Here is a 24,397-nt window from a genome sequence, read left to right on the forward strand (position 1 = left end):
AAGGTTTAACCCTTCAAAAAAGTCTCAATCTGTGCTTTTATCCCCACAATATCTTGGTCTACCATACATTTAAAATGTTTTTTCGGACATTTTGAAAATCCAATTTTCGAACACGGTCGGCAAGACAATCCTTTTACTTCATGAATTGAATAAGAATTTGGTGATTGAGGTCTGTAAGGATACATTCCAAAGTCTGGAACTGTATTTCCCCAAATACTCACAATTGGCAATTCAAAAGCAGATGCAATGTGCATCATTCCTGTGTCGTTGGTGATCAACAATTGCGCGTCTTTTACCACTTGTGCTGATTCATGAATTGAAAGTCCACCACAAGTATTGTTGATATTTTGATTCGGTAATAATTGCTTGATTTTTTCTGCTTCTTCACGATCTCCTGGACCTCCTACTATTACAATTGGAAGAGAAATATCGCGTAAAACTTCACTCATTTGTTCAGCAGGCATTCTTTTGGTCGCAAACTGAGCACCAATAGCTACTGCAAGGTATTTTCCTTTCGTTGGAAAGCGTTTAGAAAACGAAATAAAGTCGATTTTTATACGGAAATCTAAACCTTTGTTATCATTCTTTACTCCTATTGGTTTGACCGCTTCAAAATAACGATCTACAATGTGAATATCGGGCATTAAATTCCATTTGAAATTCACATATAGCCATTTTTGCACATTCAGTTTTGGGAAAGAAAAACTCTCTTTTCGTAAATTACTCTTGATTTTTGAAGTCCGTAAGTTTTTATGTAAATCGATTACGTAATCAAACCCAGCAACTTTCAAATCTGCTAAAACAAGATGATTATCCTCTCCCCATTCGTGCACAAAATCAACATGTGGATTGGTAGAATAAAGATCTGAGAATTGTTTTTTTGTTAAAACATGCAATTCCACATTCGGAAGCTGTTCCTTAATGCAACGCAAAACTGGACTTGTTAGAACAATGTCGCCAATAGAACTGAAACGAATGACAAGAATTTTGGTCATGTGCAAATGTAATTAGAAATTACGAATGGATGAATTACGAATTACGAATTGTTTGACTTAGTAAAGTTCGGATTCAATAAAACAAAATGTATGGATTTGGACGGTTTGCAATTTATAGGGGCGGTTACAAACCGCCCCTACGTACAAACTGCTTTGCGTACCATATTCGACAAGCTCAATGCAGCGCTCTGTTCCTCTGCGAATCTTTGCGTCTTTCTTCCAATCATCTCCACGTCATTCTTCCTCCCAAAAAACTTTTATTTTCAAAAACACTTGCATTCTAATTAACTTTTTCACTATCTTAATTTAGAATAGTCAGAATTAGACAGAGTTAATCTTGCTGTATCTCTGACCAACCACTAACTTAGCATTCTCAAATTACGAGGGCAGAAATTTTAAGATCATGAAGCAAATTACAATCGACATTCAGTCACCGGCAGATTTTACAGAAAGGTTCATTAACCAAACCAATCATTCTGTGTTTCTTACAGGAAAAGCGGGGACAGGAAAAACTACCTTACTCAAGAAAATTATTGATTCTACACACAAAAACACTGTAGTCGTTGCACCTACGGGAATTGCTGCTCTAAATGCTGGTGGTGTTACAATTCACTCGTTTTTTCAATTGCCTTTTGCTGCTTTTATTCCAGATTTTGGTCAGCCTCCATTTGTTGGACAACGAACGCAATTCAATACCAAAACGACTTTGCAACAGCATTTCAATATGAACAAAAAGAAGAAAGTTATCTTTCTGAAATTGGAATTATTGATTATCGATGAAGTAAGTATGTTGCGTTCAGATCTATTGGATGCTATGGATTTTATGTTGCGTAAAGTCAGAAGAAATGACACACCATTTGGAGGAGTTCAAGTTTTATTCATTGGAGACTTAATGCAACTTCCACCAATTGTAAAAAGAGAAGAAAAACCAACTTTAGATAAATACTATAGAGGAAGTTTCTTTTTTAATGCTCAAGTTATTCAAGAACAACCACCACTTTACATTGAATTAGAGAAGATTTACCGTCAAAATGATCCAGAATTCATCGAATTATTGAATAATTTGCGAAATAATCACATTTCTGATGAAAATGTAGCTTTATTAAACAATTACGTAAAACCAGATTTCGATTCAACAAAGCATGAAGGATTTATTACTTTGACGACGCACAATGCAAAAGCGGATGAAATAAATGACAAAGCTTTAAGAGCATTAAGCGGTAAAACGAGAGATTATGATGCTAAGGTAGCTAAGAAGTTTCCAGATCACATGTTCCCTATTCCAAAGACAATGGAATTAAAAATTGGTGCTCAAGTGATGTTCATCAAAAATGACATGTCTCATGAAAAGCGCTACTATAATGGTAAAATTGGACGCGTAACAGAACTTTCAGCAGACGAAATTCGGGTAACTTTCCCAGAAGAAAAACTGACTATTACTGTTGAACCTTATGAATGGGAAAATGTAAAATTCACATTAGATGAAGCATCTGGAGAAATAAAAGAAGAGGTGATTGGAACTTTTGTTCATTTCCCACTAAAATTAGCTTGGGCAATTACGGTTCATAAAAGTCAAGGTTTAACTTTTGAAAAAGCTGTTCTGGATTTGTCTAATGTTTTTGCATCAGGTCAAGCTTATGTTGGACTATCGCGTTTAGTTTCATTAAAAGGATTGGTATTGATGAGTCCAATTCGTTTAAATGGATTGCGAAATGACCAAAACGTAGTCGATTATGCTAAAAACAAAGCGGATGAAAAACTTTTAACGCGAAAACTAGAATTAGGAACGGTTTTATATTTGCAAAAACGATTACAAAAAACCTTCAATTGGGATGCTATGGTGAGTCGTTGGTTGGCACATGAGGTAGCTCATAAAACTGCTGGTCCAAGAAGTGAAATGGCAAAAAACAAAGTTTGGTTTGAAGATCAAATCAATGCATTGATGAGTACTTTGGAGCCTTCTCGAAAATTCAGGTCTCAATTGATTAAGATTTGTCAGCCAGATCAAATGGATATTGAAGTTTTATATGAGCGTTATGAAGCGGCATATAATTATTTTATGAAGACATTAGAGCCAATATTTAGAGGAAATATCAAACAACTTTTGTTGCTAGGTAAAAAATCAAGTGTAAAACAATATTCAGAGGATTTAGGAGAATTAGACGATTTATTGACGGATGTGATCATCGATTTAAAGAAATCAAGAAAACTGGTTCAAAACCTCTACAACGGAAAAGAATTGTCGAAAGAAAACATTTGGGACGATCAGATTCGTAACTTTAAGATTGCAAAAATTCAAGTAGTAAAAGAAGAAATTCGCCGTGAAAATCCAACTTTGGGAGAATTAGAAGATTTCTTTGAAGAAAAAGTTGAAGCCAAGAAAAAGACAAAATCTAAAACACCTAAAGAAAGTACATTTGACAAAACCTTAGTAATGTTCGAAAAAGGTTGGGCAGTTAAAGAAATTGCGGACAAAAGAGTGCTAACAGAGCAAACAATTTACAATCATTTGGCTAGACTTGTAAAAGATGAGAAGATCGAAATAGACGCCGTCATTGATCAAGAGAAAATTGAAATTTTGAAAGACAAACTGGGAACAGAAATTGAAACTACATTATCAGAAGCTAAAGAACTTGTCGGGGAAAGTATTTCATGGGAGGAATTGAGAATTTATTATGGTGGAAACTTGAAGTAGTAAAGCTTTATAACTACTTTAGGCGATTTAAGAATTGAATTTTATAGATTAAGTAAATTAAAGGACTAACCAGCTAAATAGCAATTATTTGAAAGGGCTACCTGTTTAATTCACAGGATTTACCACAACTTTAATGTAAATATCTTAACCCATATAATCACTTGTTATTAAGTGTATTAAAATAAATTCTTCAATCCAAAAATCAAAAATTTTATAGGTTTTTAGAATGACGATTTCATGGATTTATACGTTCAAAAAGGGGGAGTTTAGCAAGAGGAATCACTTCTTCTATTTTAAAAGCATCAATGTAGCAGTGTTATTCGATAAAAAAAACCGTGAGACCTCGGAGAGAATAACCCCTCCAAAATCTCACGGAAACTACACTACTACTATGCACCTTTAATATTTTATCTTGTCACATGAATATATCCATGCCCCTCTATGTTTTCACCGTTTTTGCCTTTGGCAGAATATTTTATGAAGTAAACTCCATCGCTAACATTGTCACCATTCCATTTAAAATCTATTGAATCGAAAGTATATACCTCAACTCCCCAACGGTTGAGTATAAATCCTTCAATTGAAACAACATTTTCAGAAGTTACCTTATAGAAGTCGTTGTCTCCATCTCCATTTGGAGTAAATATATTTGGAAGAACAACATAAATATCTCCTGATTCTAAATTAATGATTCGTGAAACGGTGTCAGTACAAATTCCATTTTGCACAACCAATGTTACCGGATAAACGCCTCCATTTTCATACGTTTGATTTTCATCACCTGGGAAATCTGAAGTGTTTCCATTTCCAAAATCCCAAAAATAATCTATCGCATTGCTGCTATTGTCTTCAAAATTAATTGTCATGGGAGCAACTCCTGAAGTTGTATCTGGTATAAAATCAGCTATTGGTGAAGGATAAACAAAAATTGAAGTCGTTAATGTATCTTTACAACCATTAACATCTGTTCCAATTACCTGAAAATTGATAGTTCCTTCGGTAGCTGGAAATGGCACTCCATTAGTGACAATTGGTGACCATTCATAAGTTGCTGCCCCATCAGCAGTAAAAGCAATCATATCTCCAACACAAGCTTCATTTACCTCATCAATTAAAGAAATTGTAGGATTTGGATTCACTTCAATTAAGGTATCTAAAGTGTTTTCACAACCAAATGCAGAAATAACAGTTACTTGATAAGTTGCAGTTGTATTTATCATAAATGGAACTCCATTCGTCACACCATTATCCCAAGAATAAGTATCTCCGCCACTTGCCGTCAAAGTGATTGAATCTCCTTCACATGGTGTATTGTCAAAAGCATCCAATGTTATTGATGGTAAAGGATTCACCACTTGATTGAATACTTGTGGATTGTTTGCACCACAACAATTTATGATATTCGAGAAAGGAGTAAATGAGTAATTCGTTGTTGTATTTGGCGAGAAAAACAAAGTATCACCTGTGGAAATATTTGTTGCGGTAAATTGATTTGCACCCTCGGTATAATTTATATCCACTGGATTTGTTGCATTTAAAACTTCGAAAATTACCCAAGCATCTTCTCCTTCACATACAGGACCACTAGATTCAATAATTTGATAGCTTTCGTCTAAGTAACCAATCGTTATATAACGTGTACTGTTCATCGGAATCTGAGCTGTAGAAATCCCCGAAACACTTAATCTTCCATTGTTTTCACTAAATACAATTCCACTGGCTTGAGAATAAAGATCAGCGTCAGAAAAATCTCCATCTAAATCAACCATTAATCTGATTTTTGACAAATCTATGTTGGCAATGGGAGTACAAGGTTCTAAAAGAATATCTACATTAAAATTTTGATTAAAATCAGAGTTTGTTACTTTATATTCACGTGCTAAACGTGAAGAAATTGGACTTGGAGCCTCTGTATTTGATGCAACGGAACCACATAAATTAGCAGCATTATGCCCTACAGTCACATAAGAAATATCAGTATTAATAACACCAATGTTACCTTCATTTGATATCGCAAGTGCATCAACATAAATTCTAAATTTATCATCAAAACTATGAGATTGTTTTTGGTATAAATCTTCAATATCATCTCTTCCGATTCCTACAACATCATTATGATAAACTGGGTTAACGCTGGCATCCCAAATCAAAGTTCCATCAGTGGCAACATAATCTCCATTTGTTCCTCCACCTTGATTTTTTAAAGTAACTCCATATATTATCGCCAAATAAGTATGAACTTTACTCATTTCTAAATCTGTAAGATCTCTATTAAAAAATAAAACTTCATGCATATATCCGTTGTAGGCAGAAGTTCCTTCTCCAGGGTTATATCCTAAATACAAACCTGTTGCTCCAGTAGATTGAGATGCCACATTATTAGTAATTAGCCCTCCTTTATTATATGCTTTCAAACTTGATGCATTTGAGCGATTTCCTTTGTATGAAATAATATTAGGCGTATTGGTTTCAGTCCAGTCTCTTGCTGCATTTAATGAATTAAACGAACCTAATCCAATTGCTATTCTTCCATTGGCATTAAGATTTCTACACTGTATTCCTGTGGTTCCAGAATTATAAAGTGTAAAATGACCATTAGCTGATAGAGGTGCTGGCATATAATAAGAACAAAAATAAGTTCCTTGATCATTGGCATTTATATTCGCTAATAAAGTTGGTGGGTTGGGGTTATTTAATCCTTGAACCGTTCCAATATTTTGACCTGCATAAGAATTTCCTAAAAAAGCGATTGTTCTATTATAATTAGAAATATTTCCCGTTGGTGTAATTTCTAATTGTGGATATGGTGCTTGTGCATCCGTTACGGAAACAGCTCCTGCTCCAGTTGGAAATTGTGTTGTCCAAGTGGTTACATTTCCAGCGGCCAAATCATCTGCCCTAAACCAAGATGTTAGTCCAACTGTTCCAACACCTCCTGGAGAGATTTGTGCTTCTAAAAAGGAGGAAGAAGCAATCAACAATAAACAAAGTAATTTATTCATAGCTTTCATAGTAATTTTGTTTCACCAAAGTTGAACAAATATATAACCTCTACTATTATTAGTGAAATTAATTAGGACTACAAATGGACTACAGCATTAGACATACTATTGATTAACATTGAGATATGTAGGACAATAAGGGTACAAAAAGTAATAAAAACTCCTTATTAGGATTTGCTTATTTTGGTTTAAAATGCATAAGGAAGGATAAAAACTCGATCTTTGGATTAGAAAAACCTTTATTAAACATTAAAGATGCTCAACAAAATCTACAAGTAGTTTCACAATATTATTATAAGCAGCAAAAGTCAATTCTTCATAAGTATCATGAACATCATGATAGTTTATATTAGGACCCATCGTATAAATAAAAAACGAAGGAACTCCTTTAACATGGAAATGATAATGATCACTATTGGCTGTTTCAGCTCTGGATTTTACTTGACTTAAATAATTTTTCTCCTCATTAATGGCTTTCAATTGATCGAACTCTTTTTTATGAATTCGTCCATTTACGGCAGTAATCCCATCCTCACCGCTTCCCATAATATCGAGGTTTAGCAGGAATTTAATCTTGGAGAAGTTCATAGATTTACTATCCACGAAATATTTTGAACCAACAAGACCAGCTTCTTCACCTGCAAATGCAATGAACACGATGTTATATTGACTTGGATTCTCAACAAAATAATCTGCCATAGAAATCAACATCGCTGTTCCACTGGCATTGTCATTTGCACCGGGAAAATACGTTTCAGGAGAAGTTCCCATTCCACCTAAATGATCATAATGTGCAGTGAAAACAATTGTTTCTGCTTTTCTCGATTTCTTTTTTGCTGGAAGATATCCAACCACATTTTTACTTTCGAAATTTTTGATGAATTCAGCTTCTATTTTGACATTTAATACCGTTTTAGCATCAATTTTGCCCGACTTAACATGTAAAACAGGATTTTTCAACTGAGTTCTTCCTACCGACCAAGTAAATTTCTGATCCGTTGAATAAACAACAGCTCCCAAAACAGCTAAAGAATTAAATTGATGAACAGCAGAGTAAGTTGCTTGAGGTGACATTCCCGTGAGGTCAATATAAAATCCGTTTTTTTCACCGTTTCTTACTTGCTCAACCAAAGGATCTAGTAAATGAGATTGTGATAAAACACTCGTATCCACCTCAACTAAATTTAATTCACCTTCAAAAGACCCTGATGCATCATCAACTAAATAATCGATTCCTGGCTTTAAAATTTCACCATCTGCTTTTACTTCTACATTTCCTGGAAAAGTATTGACATCAAGTTGGAAAGATTGGAAATAAGAATCATTCCTAAAATAAGGTTGTAGTCCCGCTTTTTGAAATTCAGCTGAAAGAAAATCGGCTGCTTTATTGACTCCGTTATTTACATAACCTCTTCCATAGAGTGAATCGCTGCACAGCACTTCTGTAATCCGTCTTGCTTTTTCTTCTTGACCAAATGTCAAAAATGAAATTAAAATCCCCAGAAAAAGCAAAACCGTTTTAGTCAACATATCTTCTTGTTATAAAATGTCCAAATTCATCAACCGAAGAGTCTTCTTTATTCCAGTTGTTATGCGCTGCAATTTCACTCAGTTTTTTTAATGATGCTTCGTTACTTTCAAGTCGATCTAATTGATCAATTGTATCGTTGTATAAATTGGAGTCACCATCAAAAAGCTCATTGATAAACTGCAAACGGTCATTTAAACCAATAGCCCCTTTTAAAGAGCTTATTTTTGAAGTTCCTAATCTATCACCTCTTGCTTCTTTATTTGCTTTTGAAAAACGTGCATAAAAAGAAGCTGTTTTATCATCACCTCCTTGCAACACTTCATGCAAAGAAGTACTTGGCTTTTCTTGAATTAAGGTCTCTTCTTTTTGAGCTATCGACTCATTAATCTTTTCTTCTTTTGGCGCTTCCTTTTCAGTTATTGGTTCAGAAATTTCAGCTTTTTTTACTTCAACCTTTGGTTCTACTTCCTGAATATCTTCAACGATCTCATTAATTGACTCTTCCTTCTTGTTATTCAGGTTCTCAGCAACTGTTTCTGATTCATGAGCAGACTTCTCTGCTACTTTCGCAGTATCAAATCCTCCAGAAAAATCAAATTGAACTCTACCATCATCTTTAACCACCGCCTTTTCAGGTGTTGATTCCTCGTGAATATCAGAATCTACTTCCTCAGATTTATATTCTTCTATGATCTCCTCCTCTTCTTCAACTATTTCATGCTGCTCCACTATTGCTTCCATATAATTTTCAGCAAGAGGTTGTTTGGTTTCAATAGGCTCGACCTCTTCTTCTTTATTTAAAAAAGGTAAAATCGGATTCGCTACTTTATCCGTCGATTTTCCGTAAACACTTTCTTCCTTTGCTTTGTAATTCAAAATAACAGCTCTTTCATAGAGTTTTCTGGAAAGTGTTTCAAATTCTACTAATTCTTCCTTAGATAACTTAGAAGTTGAAAGTTGACTTGTTAGCTCATTTAATCGAGAACTAATGGACTGAAGGGTATCGAATGAAGTCATATAATGATAAAATAAATTGTGTCTCAAAAATAGTCATACCGATTATTATTTTAGTACGATTTAGACTAAAAAGTCTTAAATCTTCAAAATATATGTCGGCTTTATATCAAAACCATTCCCAATTAAGAATAAGGTCTTTGAATGGTATAAAAATAAACACCTCCTTCCAAAACATGAAAGAAGGTGTTTAAAACATTAAATAACAAGGATTATAAAGTTCCTCTCAATTCTTGTTCACGCTCGATAGATTCGAACAATGCTTTAAAGTTACCAGCTCCAAATCCTTTCGCTCCCATTCTCTGAATTACTTCAAAGAATAAAGTTGGACGATCTTCAATTGGCTTAGTAAATATCTGTAATAAATAACCCTCTTCGTCAGCATCAATCATAATTCCAAGACTTCTCAATTGATCGATATCTTCCTGTAATTTGTGATCGTGTTTGTCCAAACGAACTGGCACATCATCATAATATGATTTTGGAGGCGTACTCAAAAACTCAATTCCTCTTGCACGCATTTCACTAACCGTTTTCAAAATATCATCAGTTGCAACAGCAATATGTTGAACTCCTGATCCTTCATAGAAATCTAAATACTCTTCAATTTGAGATTTTTTCTTTCCTTCAGCTGGCTCGTTAATTGGGAATTTAATTCGACCATTACCATTTGACATTACTTTAGACATCAAAGCAGAATATTCAGTGGTAATTTGCTTGTCATCAAACGAAAGGAAGTTAACAAACCCCATTACATCTTCATACCATTTTACCCAAACGTTCATTTCATTCCAACCAACGTTACCCACCATGTGGTCAATAAATTTCAATCCAACAGGCTCTGGGTTATAATCAGATTCCCATTTTCTAAATCCAGGAAGGAAGTCACCTTTGTAGTTTTTACGCTCAACAAACATGTGAACAGTTTCTCCGTAAGTATAAATACCAGCACGAACAACTTCACCATGCTCATCAGATTCCACTTTTGGCTCCATGAAAGATTTAGCACCTCTTTTTATCGTTTCTTCGTATGATTTACGTGCATCTTCAACCCATAAAGCAACGATTTTAACTCCGTCACCATGCTTTTTTACATGCTCTCCAATTTCTGAATCGCTTTTCAAAGCTGTTGTCAATACAATTCTAATTTTGTCTTGCTTCAAAACATAAGATGCTCTGTCTTTTACTCCAGTTTCTAATCCTGCATAAGCATGTGATTGAAATCCGAAAGCTGTTTTATAAAAATGAGCTGCTTGCTTTGCATTCCCTACATAAAACTCAACATAATCAGTCCCTAATAAAGGTAGGAAATCTTGTGCTCCTTCAAATATTTTCTCTAATCCGTACTCTACATTTTTAATATCTTTTGCCATTGCAATATTTTTATGATTGTTTATATTTTTCCTTATTTATTAATCTTCTAACCAACTGTAAGCATAATCTTTGTCACTAATATCCAATGCTGTTTGCGTCAATTTAAGTGGTTTAAAAGTATCCACCATAACTGCTGTTTCGCCCGTTTCTTTTTTACCAATACTTCTTTCCATCGCTCCAGGGTGCGGCCCATGAGGAATCCCCATCGGGTGTAAAGAAATAAATCCTCTTTCCACATGATTTCTTGACATAAAATCACCGTCAACATAGTAAAGCAATTCATCTGAATCGATATTACTGTGGTTGTACGGAGCTGGAACTGCCTCTGGATGGTAATCGTACATACGCGGAACGAATGAACAAATTACAAAATTATGCGCTTCAAATTGTTGATGAATTGGTGGCGGCAAATGAACTCGACCTGTGATGGGTTCGAAATCTTTTATATTGATTGCATAAGGGAAATTATAACCATCCCAACCAACGACATCAAACGGATGAGAGGCATAAGTTAAATGATGAAGAACGTTTTGCTTTTTGATTTTCATCAAGAATTCACCCTTCTCATCATTGGTTTCTAGTTCGCTTGGCGCTCTAAAATCACGCTCACAATATGGAGAATGTTCTAGTAATTGACCAAACTCATTTCTGTATCTTTTAGGCGTGTACATTGGAGAAAAAGATTCCACTATAAATAAGCGGTTTTCTTTTCCGTCAAAGTGAATTTGATAAATAATTCCTCTAGGCACAATTAAATAATCTCCAGGTCCAAAAGGAATATTTCCGAGCATTGTTTTCAATGTTCCTGTTCCTTCATGCACAAAAATCATTTCATCTGCATCTGCATTTTTATAGAAATAATTTTTCATTGACTCTTGAGGAGAAGCTAATGCAATGTTTAAGTCATCGTTAAACATTACTATTTTTCTACTGTCCAAGAAGTCTTCTTCTGATCTTACATTAAAACCATTTAGCATTTGACTTCTTACAGACTTTTCTACTGCTGCATAAGGCGTAAGATCTATGGTTTCACCTATTTCTTTCACCATTGTTGGACGGTGAACGTGATAAATTAGTGATGCTGTTCCGCTGAAACCTTCTGTTCCAAAAAGCTGCTCATAATAATATCCACCCTCTTCTTTTTTGAAAGTGGTGTGTCTTTTATGAGGAATTTTACCAAGTTTTGAATAAAACGGCATAAAATTGAAATTTAAAATGAATTGATATGATTTTTAGGTAGACAAGTAATTAAGAACGAAATCATTCTGGATTGCGCTTCAACAATGCTTTTCTTTTGTTACTTAAACTTCCGAATACATTCATAAAAGTAAAATTCTTAATTCACACAAATATATAAAAATCAAACGGCTTAAAAAAGTATTCTTTTGATGTTCTTAGAATTCACATTTTAAACATTTCTTGCGACTAGACAAAAAAGAGAATTCTCCGACTCTAACACATCATGTGATGAAAGAATTCCTTGAGTGTCTCAAATAGCACAAAAGGGTTTCCTCATGAGTTACTATCGAATTAAACAGTCACATTAGCTACTAGTATGAAAAATATTTAAATGACTGATATTCAAAAGTAAAGCACGGAATTATTTAGTTTTTAAATTAATAAGAAAGAAAAAGTCAGTAATAGTGTGATTGAAACCGGCATCATTTGCTGAAATAATAAATCAATATTATCTCAAAGGAGGATTACACTTTTTATAAGCAATATTAAAGTGTTTTTTTGTATATTTATACGAAAGGTATAACAAACGTGCCCAACAATCTATTGTCTGGTTCAATAAATACGCATTTGACAAAAATGCTATAGATTAACGCTTAACAGCAATAAATTAAAATAAAGTTTCAACTTTCTGGGTTGAAATATTATGAATAATAAACACTATACTGCAAAAGAAGATGAAGATACTCATTATCGAAGACAATAGGAATGCACGCGAAAACATTACCGAAATTCTAGAACTTGCCAACTTCAAAGTTTATACGGCCGAAAACGGTGAAATTGGTCTTGAAAAAGCAAAAAAAATACATCCTGATGTTATAATATGTGATATTATGATGCCTGGAATAGATGGTTATGAAGTTCTGAGCCAATTAGGTAAAAAGAGTGATACGGCAAGTATTCCTTTTATTTTTCTCACGGCAAAAGCAGAAAAAACCGACAGGCGTAAAGGAATGCGTTTGGGCGCAGATGATTATTTGACGAAGCCTTTTAGTGACACCGATTTAATTGAAGCTATAGAAAGTAGATTTAAAAAGCATGACTTTTTAAAAAAGGAGTATTCTCAAACCATTGAAGGAGTTTCGCAATTTATAGAAGCTGCCTCCAACTATTTAGATTTAGATCACTTGACTAAAAACTATTCACTGAAAGAATATAAGAAGAGAGATGTAATCTATATGGAAGGCAACTCTGCCAATTTCATGTATTTTATAAAAAGTGGTGCACTAAAAACATATAAGACAACAGAAAAAGGAAAAGAATTTGTAACAGGATTGTACAGTATTGGGAATTTTGTAGGTCAACTTTCGTTATTATCAAATAATGGAAGCTATATTGAGTCTGCGGCAGTTTTAGAAGATGTTGAACTTTACGAAATTCCTAAATTAAATTTCACAACACTGATTCATGCAAATAAAGATATTGCCAATAAATTTGTGAGTTTAGTTTCTAATAATTTAGTGGACGTTCAAGAACAACTTCTTCATGTAGCTTATTCAACAGTTAGACAGCGTTTAGCAAAAATAATATTAAAGATACATAGCAAACGTATTTTAACCATGAACGAAGGAAATGACATTAGTATAACCAGAGAAGATCTTGCAGGACTTATTGGTACCGCAACTGAAACTGCCATACGAAGACTAACGGATTTTAAGGAAGAAGGTTTAATAACTATTGACCACAGCAGTAAAATAAGAGTAGAAGATAAAAAATCACTTAAACACATTGCGTTATATGGATAAAGTGTGAATAATCTGTTTTTAACTCAAGATATTTACAAATGGAATTCCACTGAGTCGCGTTTTGCTTGACGCTCCATTATGGCTGGGAGAAATTCTTGTGTAACTGCAATCAGTTCAGATGTTGTAATAGTTAATGCTATGTTGTTTTCAGACTGCAACAACCATGGTTTTCGTTGATCAAAGGGATATTTACCAAATATAACTACAGGAGTTCCATAAACTAAGATATTGGACTGATCGAGAATCCATTCATCAGCCCAATTATAGAGCCAGTATGCATCTTCATTGTACAAACGAATGCATGCATGTGAAGCAGGATAACCCGGAAGTGCATATTGGTGCATTGAAACTCCTTGAAAATTGGCTATGTTAAAATACCAATCCATCACCCATGATTTGTTTACTGTTGAGATTGTCCTCTTGGATTTCCAATTTGTGGAAAACAGACCTGTTGGTGTAGGGGTAGCTTGCTTACCAAGACTTGCTGGTCCCCACTTTATTCGACTACCGTTTTCATAAACAGCAAATGCCTGGGCATAATAGGAAATGAAGAGGATTTTATGAATAGTGCTAAGTTCAGCCACATTTTTTGGAAAGGGAGAATATAATGCAATTCCAACTCCAACTGTATCTGGAAAAACAAGCGTATCAAGTTTTAGCAAACTCTTTCGGTCAATTCTATTAAGTACAAGTAGTGCTTGAAGTGTATCTCCAGGTGGCAAAGACATAAGCCAATCGTTTGAATCTTTTGTAGAAATCAGGTGATAATTTACCTGAGGCAACAACGGAATTTTCACGGCTGTGGTATCCGATTGTGTTTCTAATTTTTTCTTCTCTAATAAATGAATTGCTTTTGGGGACTCCGAAGTACATTGTATTAAAATAAATAGACTCAATACAACGAATATTTTATATCGTAGGTGATTAAAAAATTGTTTTCTAGTCTTTATCATTTTCTGATTTATGTACTTTGTGTTTCTCTCGTAAACTTATGGATTATTCACAACAATAATGATAGAAACCTATAAGGTAGCTAAAAAAGAGATTCCTCTTCGTTCCAATTAATTCATTGGTACGAAGAGGAAATCTGTCTTGTTTTATTTTCAGAACATCGGCAGAAACAACTTTTACAAATAGGATGTTTTGACTTTATCTAACTGAACTATTCTAAAAACTGAATAAATCAACAGAAAATCTTATTTCTTTATGATTCTAAAGGTTTTAAAGGATTGTTCATTATTATTTTTTACAACCAATAGATAAGTTCCATTATTATAATTCTCTAAATTCAACCGTTGCGTATTTGTTTGATCTGTTTTAATTGTGAAAACTTGTTTTCCGTTAATATTGTATAAGCTGATTTCGTATATATCTGATTTTTTAAAATCTATATTTACAAAATTAGTTGTTGGATTAGGGTAAATGTTCAATCCTTCCAATGGCGAATAATTATCTAAATCTGAGGTTCCAATTATATTTGGGCCTAAAAACCCTTCGGAAATGTGAATGTTTCCAATAGTTGTTTCCTGCACTGCAACCTCTCCTAAGGTATAAATTACAGTTTTAGTTCCGTTGATTACCGAGGCGCCACCACTGTCTAAACTACTTTTAATTATAGTGGTTTGACTAAAACCTACTGTTACAACGAACGATGTTATTATTGTGACTAATTTTTTCATAATTTATTTTTTAAATACTACAAAATCAAACGCTCTGTTTTCGACTGCACCAGAAATGTTATACGTTGTTATACGAAACTCATGTGCAAATTTATCAACAGTAATAAACCCAATAAATCCATCTCTCATGGTCGCTATTACTGTGTAGGATACTAAACCCGTTGAAGAGACTTTGAAATCTCCTGTACCCATTAGCATTGAAGTAAACCCATCTGAAGAAGATGCCGCAAAAGTAACACCATTAGTTCCCACTGAACCAAATAAATAGGCTTTCATATCTGCAGTTCCTGAATGTGTTGCCGTTATGTTTCCATCAACATTACCAATAACATCACCTGTTAAATCACCTGTTACATCACCCGCAACATTTCCTGTAACATTTCCTGTAACATTAAGTGCTCCGTTAATAGTTACTTGGTTCGCACTAAAATCTCCTCCTATTAAAGGGATTCCACTATCTGAATTTTCGATGTATAATTTGTTGCTTCCTAATTCGTTATAACCCGATCTGTGACCAATAAAAATATTTCCATTGCCTAAAGTTTCAAAACCCGCTTTGTGACCAATGCTAATGTTTTCATTTCCATTGACATTAAAACGTAGCGCTTCGTTGCCTATGGCCACGTTACTATTTCCATTTTGGTTCTGCAATAAAGTTTGAGTACCAATTGCTACATTACTTAAACCTGCAGTATTATAATACAAAGCACCATAACCTATGGCAGAGTTTCCTATACCTGAAGTATTAGATGTTAATGTACTATTTCCTACTGCTGTATTCCAATTATCACCATCGTCTGCATCACCAGATTGATTTCCTAAAAACACTGAATAGGTATCTGTTTTACCGTTAGACAAATCGTTAATTTGACCAACTGAACTTGTACTTAACACTTCCCATGTTGCTTTTCCGTTAGCATCAGAAGTTAAAACTTTAGCAGCTCCTTCTGTTCCATCTATAATGGCAATAGAACCGTTAATAGTTACTTCGTTTGTGTTAAAATCTCCTCCTATTAGAGGCGTGTTGCTATCTGTGTTTTCAATGTAAAGTTTGCTGCTTCCTGTTTCGTTGTATCCTGATCTGTAGCCAATAAAAACATTGCTATCACCTATGCTATTATGGCCCGAATAGGCACCTAAAGAGGTGTTTCTAGTACCAGATATATTATTATAAAGAGTCCCTGCTCCATTTGCTGTGTTATAACTTCCTGTTGTATTGTTTTGTAGCGAAAATACGCCTATAGCATTATTACCACTTCCATTAAGATTTTCTTTAAGTGAGTAATTACCAAGAGCTGAATTATCTAAATTACCACCAATTTCTGATGTTCCGGAATAATTACCTAAATACAAAGATGTGAGATCGCCGTTAACATCTGCTAGTTGATTTAGTTTTTTCGCACCATTACCGTTTTCGGCATATATAGCATAGGGAACAGTCTTAAATGCAGTAGTTCCAAAATCTTCATATCCACTCCCTGTATCTATTTCTACTTTTAAGAACAGTTCATTATACCAACCGATGTCGTCATATAATCCGCTTACAGGAGTACCTTCACCAATACTTAAAATGATAATTCCATTGGCATCTGTTGTTGCGCTTTGCGTTTCTTTGTATTCTAGGATTGTACCGTTTTCAAGAACACTAAACTGTACTTGAACCACTTGGTTTTGCAATACAGTGCCGTTGTCCAGAATAATGGCTTTATAGTTTATACCTTGCTGAGCAAATAAACTACTTGTAACTAAAAATAAGGCTAAATAAAATAATATATTTTTCATGGTATTTGTTTTAATTGTTAATCATCTGAATTGTTCTTTGCGTTAAAAATCAAGCTAGTGCTGTAATTCATAAATAGCGATGCTTAAATTTTGCTTCATTTTTTCTTTAGACAAGGCAAAATTTTCAATCATAGCATTAGTTATGGTTTAAAATTTTAACGAAGTATAAAGGGAAAAAGGAGTGAAATAAGCGATGGAATTTATGAATTACAGCACTAGTATGTTCCTATTATTTTTTAATAATCTTTTTAATACTGTTCCCTTTATTGGTTTCAACTTCTAAAAAATAAATACCAGATCGTAAATCACTTACGTCTATAGTTTTAGCATCACTTTGTAATATCAATTGTCCAAAACAATTATAGATAACCGCTTTTTTATATTCTAAATTATCTGTGAATTGCATTTGCAAAAGGTTATCTACTGGATTGGGAAATACGGTGAAGTTTTCGGATAAATAGTGATCCGAAACATTTAAATAAAGTTCGGTTAAATCATAGACAGCTAGCCTACCTCTATTGCTACTATTAGAAGGTGTGCCAATCGCTATTGTATTTGCGTTGGATGACAAACTAACACTATATCCAAAACCACCAACGTTACTTCCAGCGACATAAATATCAACACCTATTTGTGTCCAAACATTTGAAATATTCATATACACATTCACATAACCTGGCTCATATCCTATGGTTTGAATTGCTCCAATAGCAACTATTTTTCCATCCGACGATAAACTTACACTATGTCCTGATTTATCACCTGCTGCTTTTCCATTAATATCATCACCCACTTGAGCCCATACTCCTGAACCGAATTCATAAACACGGACATGACCAGAACTATTTCCATTCTCGTCATTTAAAGTTGCTCCGATTGCAACTGTTGCTCCATCTGATGATAAACTAACACTCCATCCTGAATAATCACCTGCGGCTTCGCCATCAATGTCATCGCCCATTTGAATCCATACTCCTGAAATATTTTTATAAACGCGAACATGCCCAGCGTTAATTCCATTTTCGCCATTACCTCTTGCTCCGATAGCTACTATAGATCCGTCGGATGATAAACTAACACTCCATCCTGAATAATCGCTGCCCGCTTCGCCATCAATGTCATCCCCCATTTGAATCCATACTCCTGAAACATTTTTATAAACACGCACATGTCCCGACCAAAAAACACTCCCGCTTTTATGATTGTTAGGAGCTCCAACAGCGAGAATGCTGCCATCAGCAGACAAACTTACACTCCATCCGAAATCATTAGCTATTGCTTCTGCATTAATATCTGCGCCAATTTGAACCCAATCTCCTAATTCAAATTTATAAATTCTCACTTGACCTGCCGAATTACCATTTTCATCATTTCCAGGTGCTCCGATAGCTAATGTTGTTCCGTCAGATGATAAACTAACACTACTTCCAAACCTATCAATTTCTGCTTCACCTATAATATCATTTCCCATTTGAACCCAATCTCCTGCACTTTTTTTGTAAACACGTGTAAGACCTGTATCTGAATTGTAACCAGTTGCTCCAACTGCAACTGTTTCTCCGTCAGACGACAAACTTACACTTCCTCCTAAACCATCTCCAATTTCTCCATTGATATCAGCACCAATTTGAGTTTGTGAATGAATTGTGATTGAGCTTAATAGCACTAAATAAATTATTATTGTTTTCATAATATCTTGTTTTATATATGTTGTTTTATATGTGTTGTTTAATCTAACTTTTAGATTATTTTATCTCTACTAATTCAATTATTGAATATTCTAACTCATCAAAATGGCCTATTTCCTCGCGAATTATTTTTGCGTAAATACCCGGTTTGTCAAGAATCATCCAATATTTAACTTTAGCTTCTCCATCGAAACCTTCAAAAACTTTACAGTTAAATTCGCCAGCAGGAACAGTTATGCTTTCAGTTGTTGCCATTCTATAAGGGTCAGGTTCTTCTTGTGGAAAAAAGTCGTTGTACATATTATACATTTCGTCTTTATAGCTTTCAGAAAATTGAACAGTATCATTTTGAGAAATGCTTAAATTGACTAAACTGATGCTTCTCTCTTCTAAATTTATGTCGATTTTAGACAACAAGGTAGTGTATCTAAAAGATGAAGTATTCGGTATTAACTCACTTTGTTTATACTTTAAATAAGTAGTGTTTTCTAGTTCATTTAACAAAGCATCTAAGTTTGTCCAGGGTGAATTTTCGTTAGATTCTTCTGTGAAATCTTCAAAACTGAAAGATAATTTTTCAATATCCATTGTTGAAGTTTCTTTTTGGCCAATTATTTCTTCTCCATTTTTAACTAGGATAAATCCATTTTCTGAAAGCTCTTTTATTGTACTTTTCCCTTTCAATAATCTTGATTTACCAATGAATAACACTGATTTTTCTTCTGAATTATAAACCCAAGTTCCTTTAGTTGTTGTTAAAGCATCACTAATAGGAGAAACCTCAGTTAATGTAAAGACGTCTGGAAGTTCAATTTTCAGTAATTGTGTTTCATCAAATTCATTTTCTAATTTCCATGATCCTGCTAATTTTGAAACTTTATTTTGCTCAACTATTTTTTTAAAATCTAGTTTTAGATAGGTTACTTTTACACCCTCTTTTTCAACAATCAGCTCTTTATCCGTAAGAATTAAAATTTTATCGTTTCCATTAAAATCTTTGTCAATATCAGATTTCATTTCAATTTCATTGCTTTTTTTGTTGTAATTCCAGGTTCCTATTTCCATTCCCATCATTAGCATTTTTCCGTCTTTGTTGTATTCTTTAATCACGAATGGATTTTGAGTCTCATCAGCAGTTTCAACTTTGGTTACAAGCCAACTTCCAATAATTTTAGCTTCTTGCGCTTTTGAAGAAAAGCTACAAAGAATAATAATAACTGTGATTGCCAATGTTTTCATAATAATCTATTTAGTACAACTGTTAAATTCTTTTATCGTTAATGTTTTGTTCTGCTTGGTTTTAATAAAATAATGGTGCTGGTCATCAATCCATAACTGCCTAGCTATTTTAACTTTAATAAGAAGGCGTTTCCCTCATCATTACTTTTAAAGTCTTGCAGATACCCAAGGGTTTTGCAGAAAAAAATGATGCGATTATCCAATTTTTCAGAGCAGTTTTTTTATTATTCCTTTTGTTGCATTTTTATCATTTTTTGAATCATATCATAAGTTTGTCGTAGTTCTTCTTCGCTCATTTCGCTCATTTCCTCATCATTGGCGATGGCCCCTTTTTTCCATTCCTCATAACTCATTTTTGATAACTTTTCCATTTCTTTATCCATCTCACCATTCATTTCATCGTCCATCATACTCCCATTGAAATCATCATTATTCATTTGATTGGCAGATTCTTGAATTTTATAATTTGGTAATTTGAAATTGTCTTCTGGCACAGATACATTGAACTTAATAGAAACTGCTTCTGTTAAAGTTTTTATCCCTAAAAGATTAGATTCAAGTTTTAAAAGCACACCTTTATGCAACCATTGTTTTGCACCTAGGAGTGTCCAAACTTCGCAGTCATACCCCATAAAGGTTTCGTCAGCAATTTTTTCTCCGCCCATTGCTATCATCATTTCTTTTCCTGTTTGTTGGGCATCGGCATTGTCCTCCATTGACATCATTGCCGCACTTTCAGTTGATATTATAAGCTCATTTTTAAAGTCAACAGTGTAAATTAGACCATTCTCAATTTTGGTCATATTGTGTGTTTCTGTTGTTTCATTTTGTTCTTTGTCGAAAAGTTTAATGTATGTCGTTTGCGAAGATTTCAGTTCTTTTAATTCAATGGATCCATATTCTTTAAAATACAGTTCTTCAACTCCACTTCCTGATATTTTGCTCCCCATAATTTCACCATTAACGGTTGTTTTATAGTTTACTATTCCTGATTTTACATCATATCGTTTTATGGTGTTTTGACTGGTTCCGTTGCAACTAATTAAAATAATTGCTAAAGAAATTATGATGCTTAATTTTTTCATGATTAAAAGACTTAAAATTTTATTTATTCTTTTTAAAATTTAGAAACACTTCATTTATTTAAAGAGCAGAAGTGCATACTATTTTATGCTTTAAATATGCTTTAAATATGCACTCCTGTATTGTTCTGCTCAATAAACGTCTTGTACTATTCACTCCAAAAGAGAGATTGGTTTATTACTTTATCACCTCCCAAGCTTTAGATTCTACAAATCCTGTTATCGCATAATCTTGTGAGCTCATGAAATTGGTGCAGGTACCTTCAAATGAAATTTTTCTTACTGATGTACGCGTCATTGTCCCTGAAATTGTTCCGTAATAATCTGTTCCTGATGTAATACTAACCCCTGGATCGCTATCGGAATCATTATTTTCTACACCATTAACTGCTCTTGGAAAACCAGAAACAACGATACTGAAATTACTGCCCATACCAATATTGACGGTATTTACATAATTACCTTGGGCATCTTTAATTAACCCAACCTCCGCATTTGTTGCTTCTTTAAACAACACCCCATCCAAATAAACTTCATAGCTTCCTTTTACTTCTACTGTTGGAGGAAGTACAGCTTCAACTTCATCCTTTTTGCAAGAACTAGTGGCGAAAACAAAAACTCCTAATAAAACTGTGAGTACTAAAATTGACTTTTTCATAATTTATTTTTTATTAATTTAAAATTTTACGAATTCGACACGTCTGTTATTCGCTTTTCCTTCTGGAGTGTTATTATTATCAATAGGCTTGCTTTCTCCAAAACCATCAGATTTAAGTCTTTTTTTATCAATTCCCATTTCAATTAATTTATCCATAACAGCTTTTCCTCGGGCTTTAGATAATGTCATATTGAGTTCATCTCCTCCATCACTGTCGGTATGTCCTTCAACACTAAAATTTAGGTCTGATTCTTTTTGCATTAACTGATGAATTTCATTGATTGGCCCCATACTTTCGGCTTTTAAAGTCGCTTTGTTTACATCGAATTTTATTCCGTTTACAATGATTTTTCCTTCTGATAAAACCCTGTCGTAATATTTTACACCTCCTTTGGCAATGCGAATGTTTTTAAAATAAAAAGGCTTATCCTCTTCCAATTCTGCCCAATATGCTTGCAAGCTAAGACCAGTTGGATTTCCTTGATAGTGAGGAACATTTATTACTCGCGTATCATCCATATACACTTTGAATTTACCTTTTGTAAAAGCAATGGAAACGTGAATCCAACGGGCATCTTTAACGTTTTTGTAATCTATCTCTGGAACTTCACCTTTTACCTTACTTAATTTTTCATCCACACCACCCGAACTGACATCCATATACATATCATATTGATCTCTCTTTTGATTTTTCGTGTCATACAAGTAAACTGTTATTCTATTTCCATTAAAAGGTTTGTAAAAATCAAATTCTATGGTAAAGATTTCAGGTAAGTAATCTTCTTTGGAATTTTTTATATAGGGCACAATTTCAGGAGACCCATCAATAAACATTATTACATTTTCGCCATCAATGCTTGCGATTTCAACTTGTCCTTTTACTAAATCCCACCTACTCGGAAATTCACCATTTTCTTCATCCTTACTTGGTCCGTCTTCAAAAATTACAGTTTCGCCAGGAATAAAATCAAACTTGCTCCAAACAACGTTTGGTTTTTTTAAGGTATCCTCAAATTCTTCTGAAGTTTCTTCACCTTTTTTAACTTCTTTTTTATTGGTTTGCTTCTTGCCATCTAATACATCTTCTGCCTTATTAAATTGTTCATCAATTTTTTCATTTATTCGGCGTTCGCTGCGTTTTTCGGCTTCACTTTCAACTTTCTTTTCGGCTTTCTTTTTTAAATTATTTAAAATTTGACCTTCAGAATAGTTAGGTGTTAAAAAAAATAATCCAAAAAATAAAAGGACTTTAGGAAATAATAGTTTCATGTTTAGTGATTTTTAAAAAAAATGTTTTTTGAATTCTTATCAAAGTAACCGCTACTTTTTCGCCTTTGAAATGACATAGGTCAGTCCACTGAATTTTATTTATGAAAATATAGACTCTAGGATATTCTGATTTAATGATTAAACCAAATATTAAAACCGCTTAAAAAAACACCCATTTATTCAATAATCAATTCTTGAAACCCCAATTCTCAATTCCATAAAAAAAACACATGGTTTAATTCTATAGTCGTGCCAAGTCATTATATTCGCACTTATAAATAAAGTAAGCTATGAAAAAGATTTTAGTTATCGGTGCGGGAGGTCAAATTGGGACAGAGCTTGTGCTATTATTGGAAGAGAAATTTGGTAAAGATGCTGTTTGGGCTTCTGACATCAAAGACGATTGCCCGAAAGCATTAAAACACTCCAATTATGTTGCCCTGAATGTGCTTGATAACGATAAATTATCTTCTATTGTAAAAGACAAAGAAATCACTGATGTTTATTTATTAGCTGCTTTATTGTCTGCAACAGCTGAAAAAGATCCGAAATTTGCATGGAAATTAAACATGGATGGACTTTTCAATGTTTTGGATTTAGCAAAAGACGGTCATATCAAGAAAGTATTTTGGCCAAGTTCTATCGCTGTTTTTGGTCCAACGACTCCGAAGAGAAACACACCGCAACATACGATCATGGAGCCAAGTACGGTTTACGGAATCTCTAAACAAGCGGGCGAACAATGGTGTGCTTGGTACCACGAAAAATATGGTGTTGATGTACGCAGTATTCGTTACCCAGGATTAATTTCCTACAGCACGCTTCCTGGAGGTGGAACTACAGACTACGCAGTTGACATTTTCTATCATGCTAAACAAAATTCAGAATACACATGTTTTGTGAATGAAGAAACAACTCTTCCAATGATGTATATGGACGATGCAGTTCGTGCAACGGTTGAATTAATGGAAGCGCCTGCAAGTAAAATCAAAATTCGCAGTTCTTATAACTTAGGAGGAGTAAGTTTTACGCCAGAAGATTTGAAGGAAGAAATCAAAAAGCAAATTCCAGATTTTAAAATTGGATACGAACCAGATTTTAGACAAAAAATTGCTGATTCTTGGCCAGAATCTATCAATGATGAAAGTGCTCAAAAAGACTGGGGATGGAAACATGAGTATGACTTAAAAAAATTGGTTGGTGTGATGTTGGAAAATGTCGACACAGAACTCATGTTCAATAAGTAGTCTTTGCAAGAAAACTTCAAAGACATGGCTTGTGAAGTTTTCTTATAAAAGACTTGAAAATGATTAGTTTTCTTGCGGACACTAAGTAATATTATATTGAACATTTATTTTTCACTTCAGTATCTTTTTTAATTTATTGAAGAATTTCAAGCATCGAATCA

At 33.8% G+C, this 24,397-nt stretch carries 17 protein-coding genes; 3 read left to right on the forward strand and 14 right to left on the reverse strand.

What is annotated here, in order from left to right:
* Positions 1-5 precede the first annotated feature (5 nt).
* Positions 6-995, reverse strand: coding sequence for a glycosyltransferase family 9 protein (locus ERX46_RS08470; RefSeq protein ID WP_130093431.1), 990 nt, complete (start codon positions 993-995; stop codon positions 6-8).
* Between the two features lie 403 nt (positions 996-1,398).
* Between ERX46_RS08470 and ERX46_RS08475 the strand changes: the two genes are divergently transcribed.
* Positions 1,399-3,690, forward strand: a complete 2,292-nt coding sequence (locus ERX46_RS08475) for a helix-turn-helix domain-containing protein (protein WP_130093432.1) — start codon at positions 1,399-1,401, stop codon at positions 3,688-3,690.
* 407 nt (positions 3,691-4,097) lie between these two features.
* Here the strand turns inward: ERX46_RS08475 and ERX46_RS08480 are convergent, their stop codons facing one another.
* The 5 genes from ERX46_RS08480 to ERX46_RS08500 form a co-directional block, all read right to left on the reverse strand.
* Entirely contained in the window at positions 4,098-6,692 is a 2,595-nt protein-coding gene (locus tag ERX46_RS08480) for a T9SS type B sorting domain-containing protein (RefSeq protein WP_165366193.1), read from the reverse strand.
* Between the two features lie 249 nt (positions 6,693-6,941).
* Positions 6,942-8,222 carry a M28 family metallopeptidase gene (locus ERX46_RS08485; protein ID WP_130093434.1) on the reverse strand — a complete coding sequence of 427 codons (1,281 nt, stop codon included), beginning with the start codon at positions 8,220-8,222 and terminating at the stop codon, positions 6,942-6,944.
* The gene (locus ERX46_RS08490) at positions 8,212-9,240 is read right to left on the reverse strand and encodes a hypothetical protein (protein ID WP_130093435.1); all 1,029 of its coding nucleotides are present in this window, start codon (positions 9,238-9,240) and stop codon (positions 8,212-8,214) included. The genes ERX46_RS08485 and ERX46_RS08490 overlap by 11 nt, the downstream gene beginning before the upstream one ends.
* A gap of 209 nt (positions 9,241-9,449) precedes the next feature.
* The gene (hppD, locus tag ERX46_RS08495) at positions 9,450-10,610 is read right to left on the reverse strand and encodes a 4-hydroxyphenylpyruvate dioxygenase (protein ID WP_130093436.1); all 1,161 of its coding nucleotides are present in this window, start codon (positions 10,608-10,610) and stop codon (positions 9,450-9,452) included.
* 39 nt (positions 10,611-10,649) lie between these two features.
* Positions 10,650-11,810 carry a homogentisate 1,2-dioxygenase gene (locus ERX46_RS08500; RefSeq protein WP_130093437.1) on the reverse strand — a complete coding sequence of 387 codons (1,161 nt, stop codon included), beginning with the start codon at positions 11,808-11,810 and terminating at the stop codon, positions 10,650-10,652.
* 714 nt (positions 11,811-12,524) lie between these two features.
* Here ERX46_RS08500 and ERX46_RS08505 point away from each other — a divergent pair.
* Positions 12,525-13,592 (forward strand): response regulator, encoded by a 1,068-nt coding sequence (locus ERX46_RS08505; RefSeq protein WP_130093438.1) that lies wholly within the window; start codon positions 12,525-12,527, stop codon positions 13,590-13,592.
* A 32-nt stretch (positions 13,593-13,624) separates the two neighbouring features.
* Here the strand turns inward: ERX46_RS08505 and ERX46_RS08510 are convergent, their stop codons facing one another.
* From ERX46_RS08510 to ERX46_RS08545, 8 genes are all read right to left on the reverse strand, one after another.
* Complete coding sequence (locus tag ERX46_RS08510) at positions 13,625-14,488, reverse strand: L,D-transpeptidase (RefSeq protein ID WP_165366194.1); 864 nt, start codon at positions 14,486-14,488, stop codon at positions 13,625-13,627.
* A gap of 300 nt (positions 14,489-14,788) precedes the next feature.
* Entirely contained in the window at positions 14,789-15,271 is a 483-nt protein-coding gene (locus tag ERX46_RS08515) for a T9SS type A sorting domain-containing protein (RefSeq protein WP_130093440.1), read from the reverse strand.
* Between the two features lie 3 nt (positions 15,272-15,274).
* The gene (locus tag ERX46_RS08520; protein WP_130093441.1) at positions 15,275-17,053 is read right to left on the reverse strand and encodes an autotransporter outer membrane beta-barrel domain-containing protein; all 1,779 of its coding nucleotides are present in this window, start codon (positions 17,051-17,053) and stop codon (positions 15,275-15,277) included.
* A 229-nt stretch (positions 17,054-17,282) separates the two neighbouring features.
* On the reverse strand, positions 17,283-18,743 hold the full coding sequence (locus tag ERX46_RS08525) for a T9SS type A sorting domain-containing protein (RefSeq protein WP_130093442.1): 1,461 nt from the start codon (positions 18,741-18,743) through the stop codon (positions 17,283-17,285).
* 55 nt (positions 18,744-18,798) lie between these two features.
* Entirely contained in the window at positions 18,799-19,980 is a 1,182-nt protein-coding gene (locus ERX46_RS08530; protein WP_130093443.1) for a hypothetical protein, read from the reverse strand.
* 224 nt (positions 19,981-20,204) lie between these two features.
* On the reverse strand, positions 20,205-21,065 hold the full coding sequence (locus ERX46_RS08535; RefSeq protein ID WP_130093444.1) for a hypothetical protein: 861 nt from the start codon (positions 21,063-21,065) through the stop codon (positions 20,205-20,207).
* Positions 21,066-21,240: 175 nt separating this feature from the next.
* Positions 21,241-21,720: a hypothetical protein gene (locus ERX46_RS08540; RefSeq protein WP_130093445.1), complete on the reverse strand. Its 480-nt coding sequence runs from the start codon at positions 21,718-21,720 to the stop codon at positions 21,241-21,243.
* A gap of 18 nt (positions 21,721-21,738) precedes the next feature.
* Positions 21,739-22,989 (reverse strand): OmpA family protein, encoded by a 1,251-nt coding sequence (locus ERX46_RS08545; RefSeq protein ID WP_130093446.1) that lies wholly within the window; start codon positions 22,987-22,989, stop codon positions 21,739-21,741.
* Between the two features lie 290 nt (positions 22,990-23,279).
* On the opposite strand from ERX46_RS08545, the gene ERX46_RS08550 reads away from it, so the two are divergent.
* The gene (locus ERX46_RS08550; protein WP_130093447.1) at positions 23,280-24,236 is read left to right on the forward strand and encodes an NAD-dependent epimerase/dehydratase family protein; all 957 of its coding nucleotides are present in this window, start codon (positions 23,280-23,282) and stop codon (positions 24,234-24,236) included.
* Positions 24,237-24,397 lie beyond the last annotated feature (161 nt).

Source organism: Brumimicrobium glaciale, assembly GCF_004152935.1.
Classification (GTDB): domain Bacteria; phylum Bacteroidota; class Bacteroidia; order Flavobacteriales_D; family Crocinitomicaceae; genus Brumimicrobium; species Brumimicrobium glaciale.

Excerpts from the sequence above, each read along its gene's own strand:
- ERX46_RS08530 (WP_130093443.1), bottom strand. The coding sequence starts at position 19,980 with ATGAAAACATTGGCAATCACAGTTATTATTATTCTTTGTAGCTTTTCT.
- ERX46_RS08535 (WP_130093444.1), bottom strand. The coding sequence starts at position 21,065 with ATGAAAAAATTAAGCATCATAATTTCTTTAGCAATTATTTTAATTAGT.
- ERX46_RS08540 (WP_130093445.1), bottom strand. The coding sequence starts at position 21,720 with ATGAAAAAGTCAATTTTAGTACTCACAGTTTTATTAGGAGTTTTTGTT.
- ERX46_RS08525 (WP_130093442.1), bottom strand. The coding sequence starts at position 18,743 with ATGAAAACAATAATAATTTATTTAGTGCTATTAAGCTCAATCACAATT.
- ERX46_RS08515 (WP_130093440.1), bottom strand. The coding sequence starts at position 15,271 with ATGAAAAAATTAGTCACAATAATAACATCGTTCGTTGTAACAGTAGGT.
- hppD (WP_130093436.1), bottom strand. The coding sequence starts at position 10,610 with ATGGCAAAAGATATTAAAAATGTAGAGTACGGATTAGAGAAAATATTT.
- ERX46_RS08480 (WP_165366193.1), bottom strand. The coding sequence starts at position 6,692 with ATGAATAAATTACTTTGTTTATTGTTGATTGCTTCTTCCTCCTTTTTA.
- ERX46_RS08550 (WP_130093447.1), top strand. The coding sequence starts at position 23,280 with ATGAAAAAGATTTTAGTTATCGGTGCGGGAGGTCAAATTGGGACAGAG.
- ERX46_RS08485 (WP_130093434.1), bottom strand. The coding sequence starts at position 8,222 with ATGTTGACTAAAACGGTTTTGCTTTTTCTGGGGATTTTAATTTCATTT.
- ERX46_RS08545 (WP_130093446.1), bottom strand. The coding sequence starts at position 22,989 with ATGAAACTATTATTTCCTAAAGTCCTTTTATTTTTTGGATTATTTTTT.
- ERX46_RS08500 (WP_130093437.1), bottom strand. The coding sequence starts at position 11,810 with ATGCCGTTTTATTCAAAACTTGGTAAAATTCCTCATAAAAGACACACC.
- ERX46_RS08470 (WP_130093431.1), bottom strand. The coding sequence starts at position 995 with ATGACCAAAATTCTTGTCATTCGTTTCAGTTCTATTGGCGACATTGTT.
- ERX46_RS08505 (WP_130093438.1), top strand. The coding sequence starts at position 12,525 with ATGAAGATACTCATTATCGAAGACAATAGGAATGCACGCGAAAACATT.
- ERX46_RS08490 (WP_130093435.1), bottom strand. The coding sequence starts at position 9,240 with ATGACTTCATTCGATACCCTTCAGTCCATTAGTTCTCGATTAAATGAG.
- ERX46_RS08520 (WP_130093441.1), bottom strand. The coding sequence starts at position 17,053 with ATGAAAAATATATTATTTTATTTAGCCTTATTTTTAGTTACAAGTAGT.
- ERX46_RS08475 (WP_130093432.1), top strand. The coding sequence starts at position 1,399 with ATGAAGCAAATTACAATCGACATTCAGTCACCGGCAGATTTTACAGAA.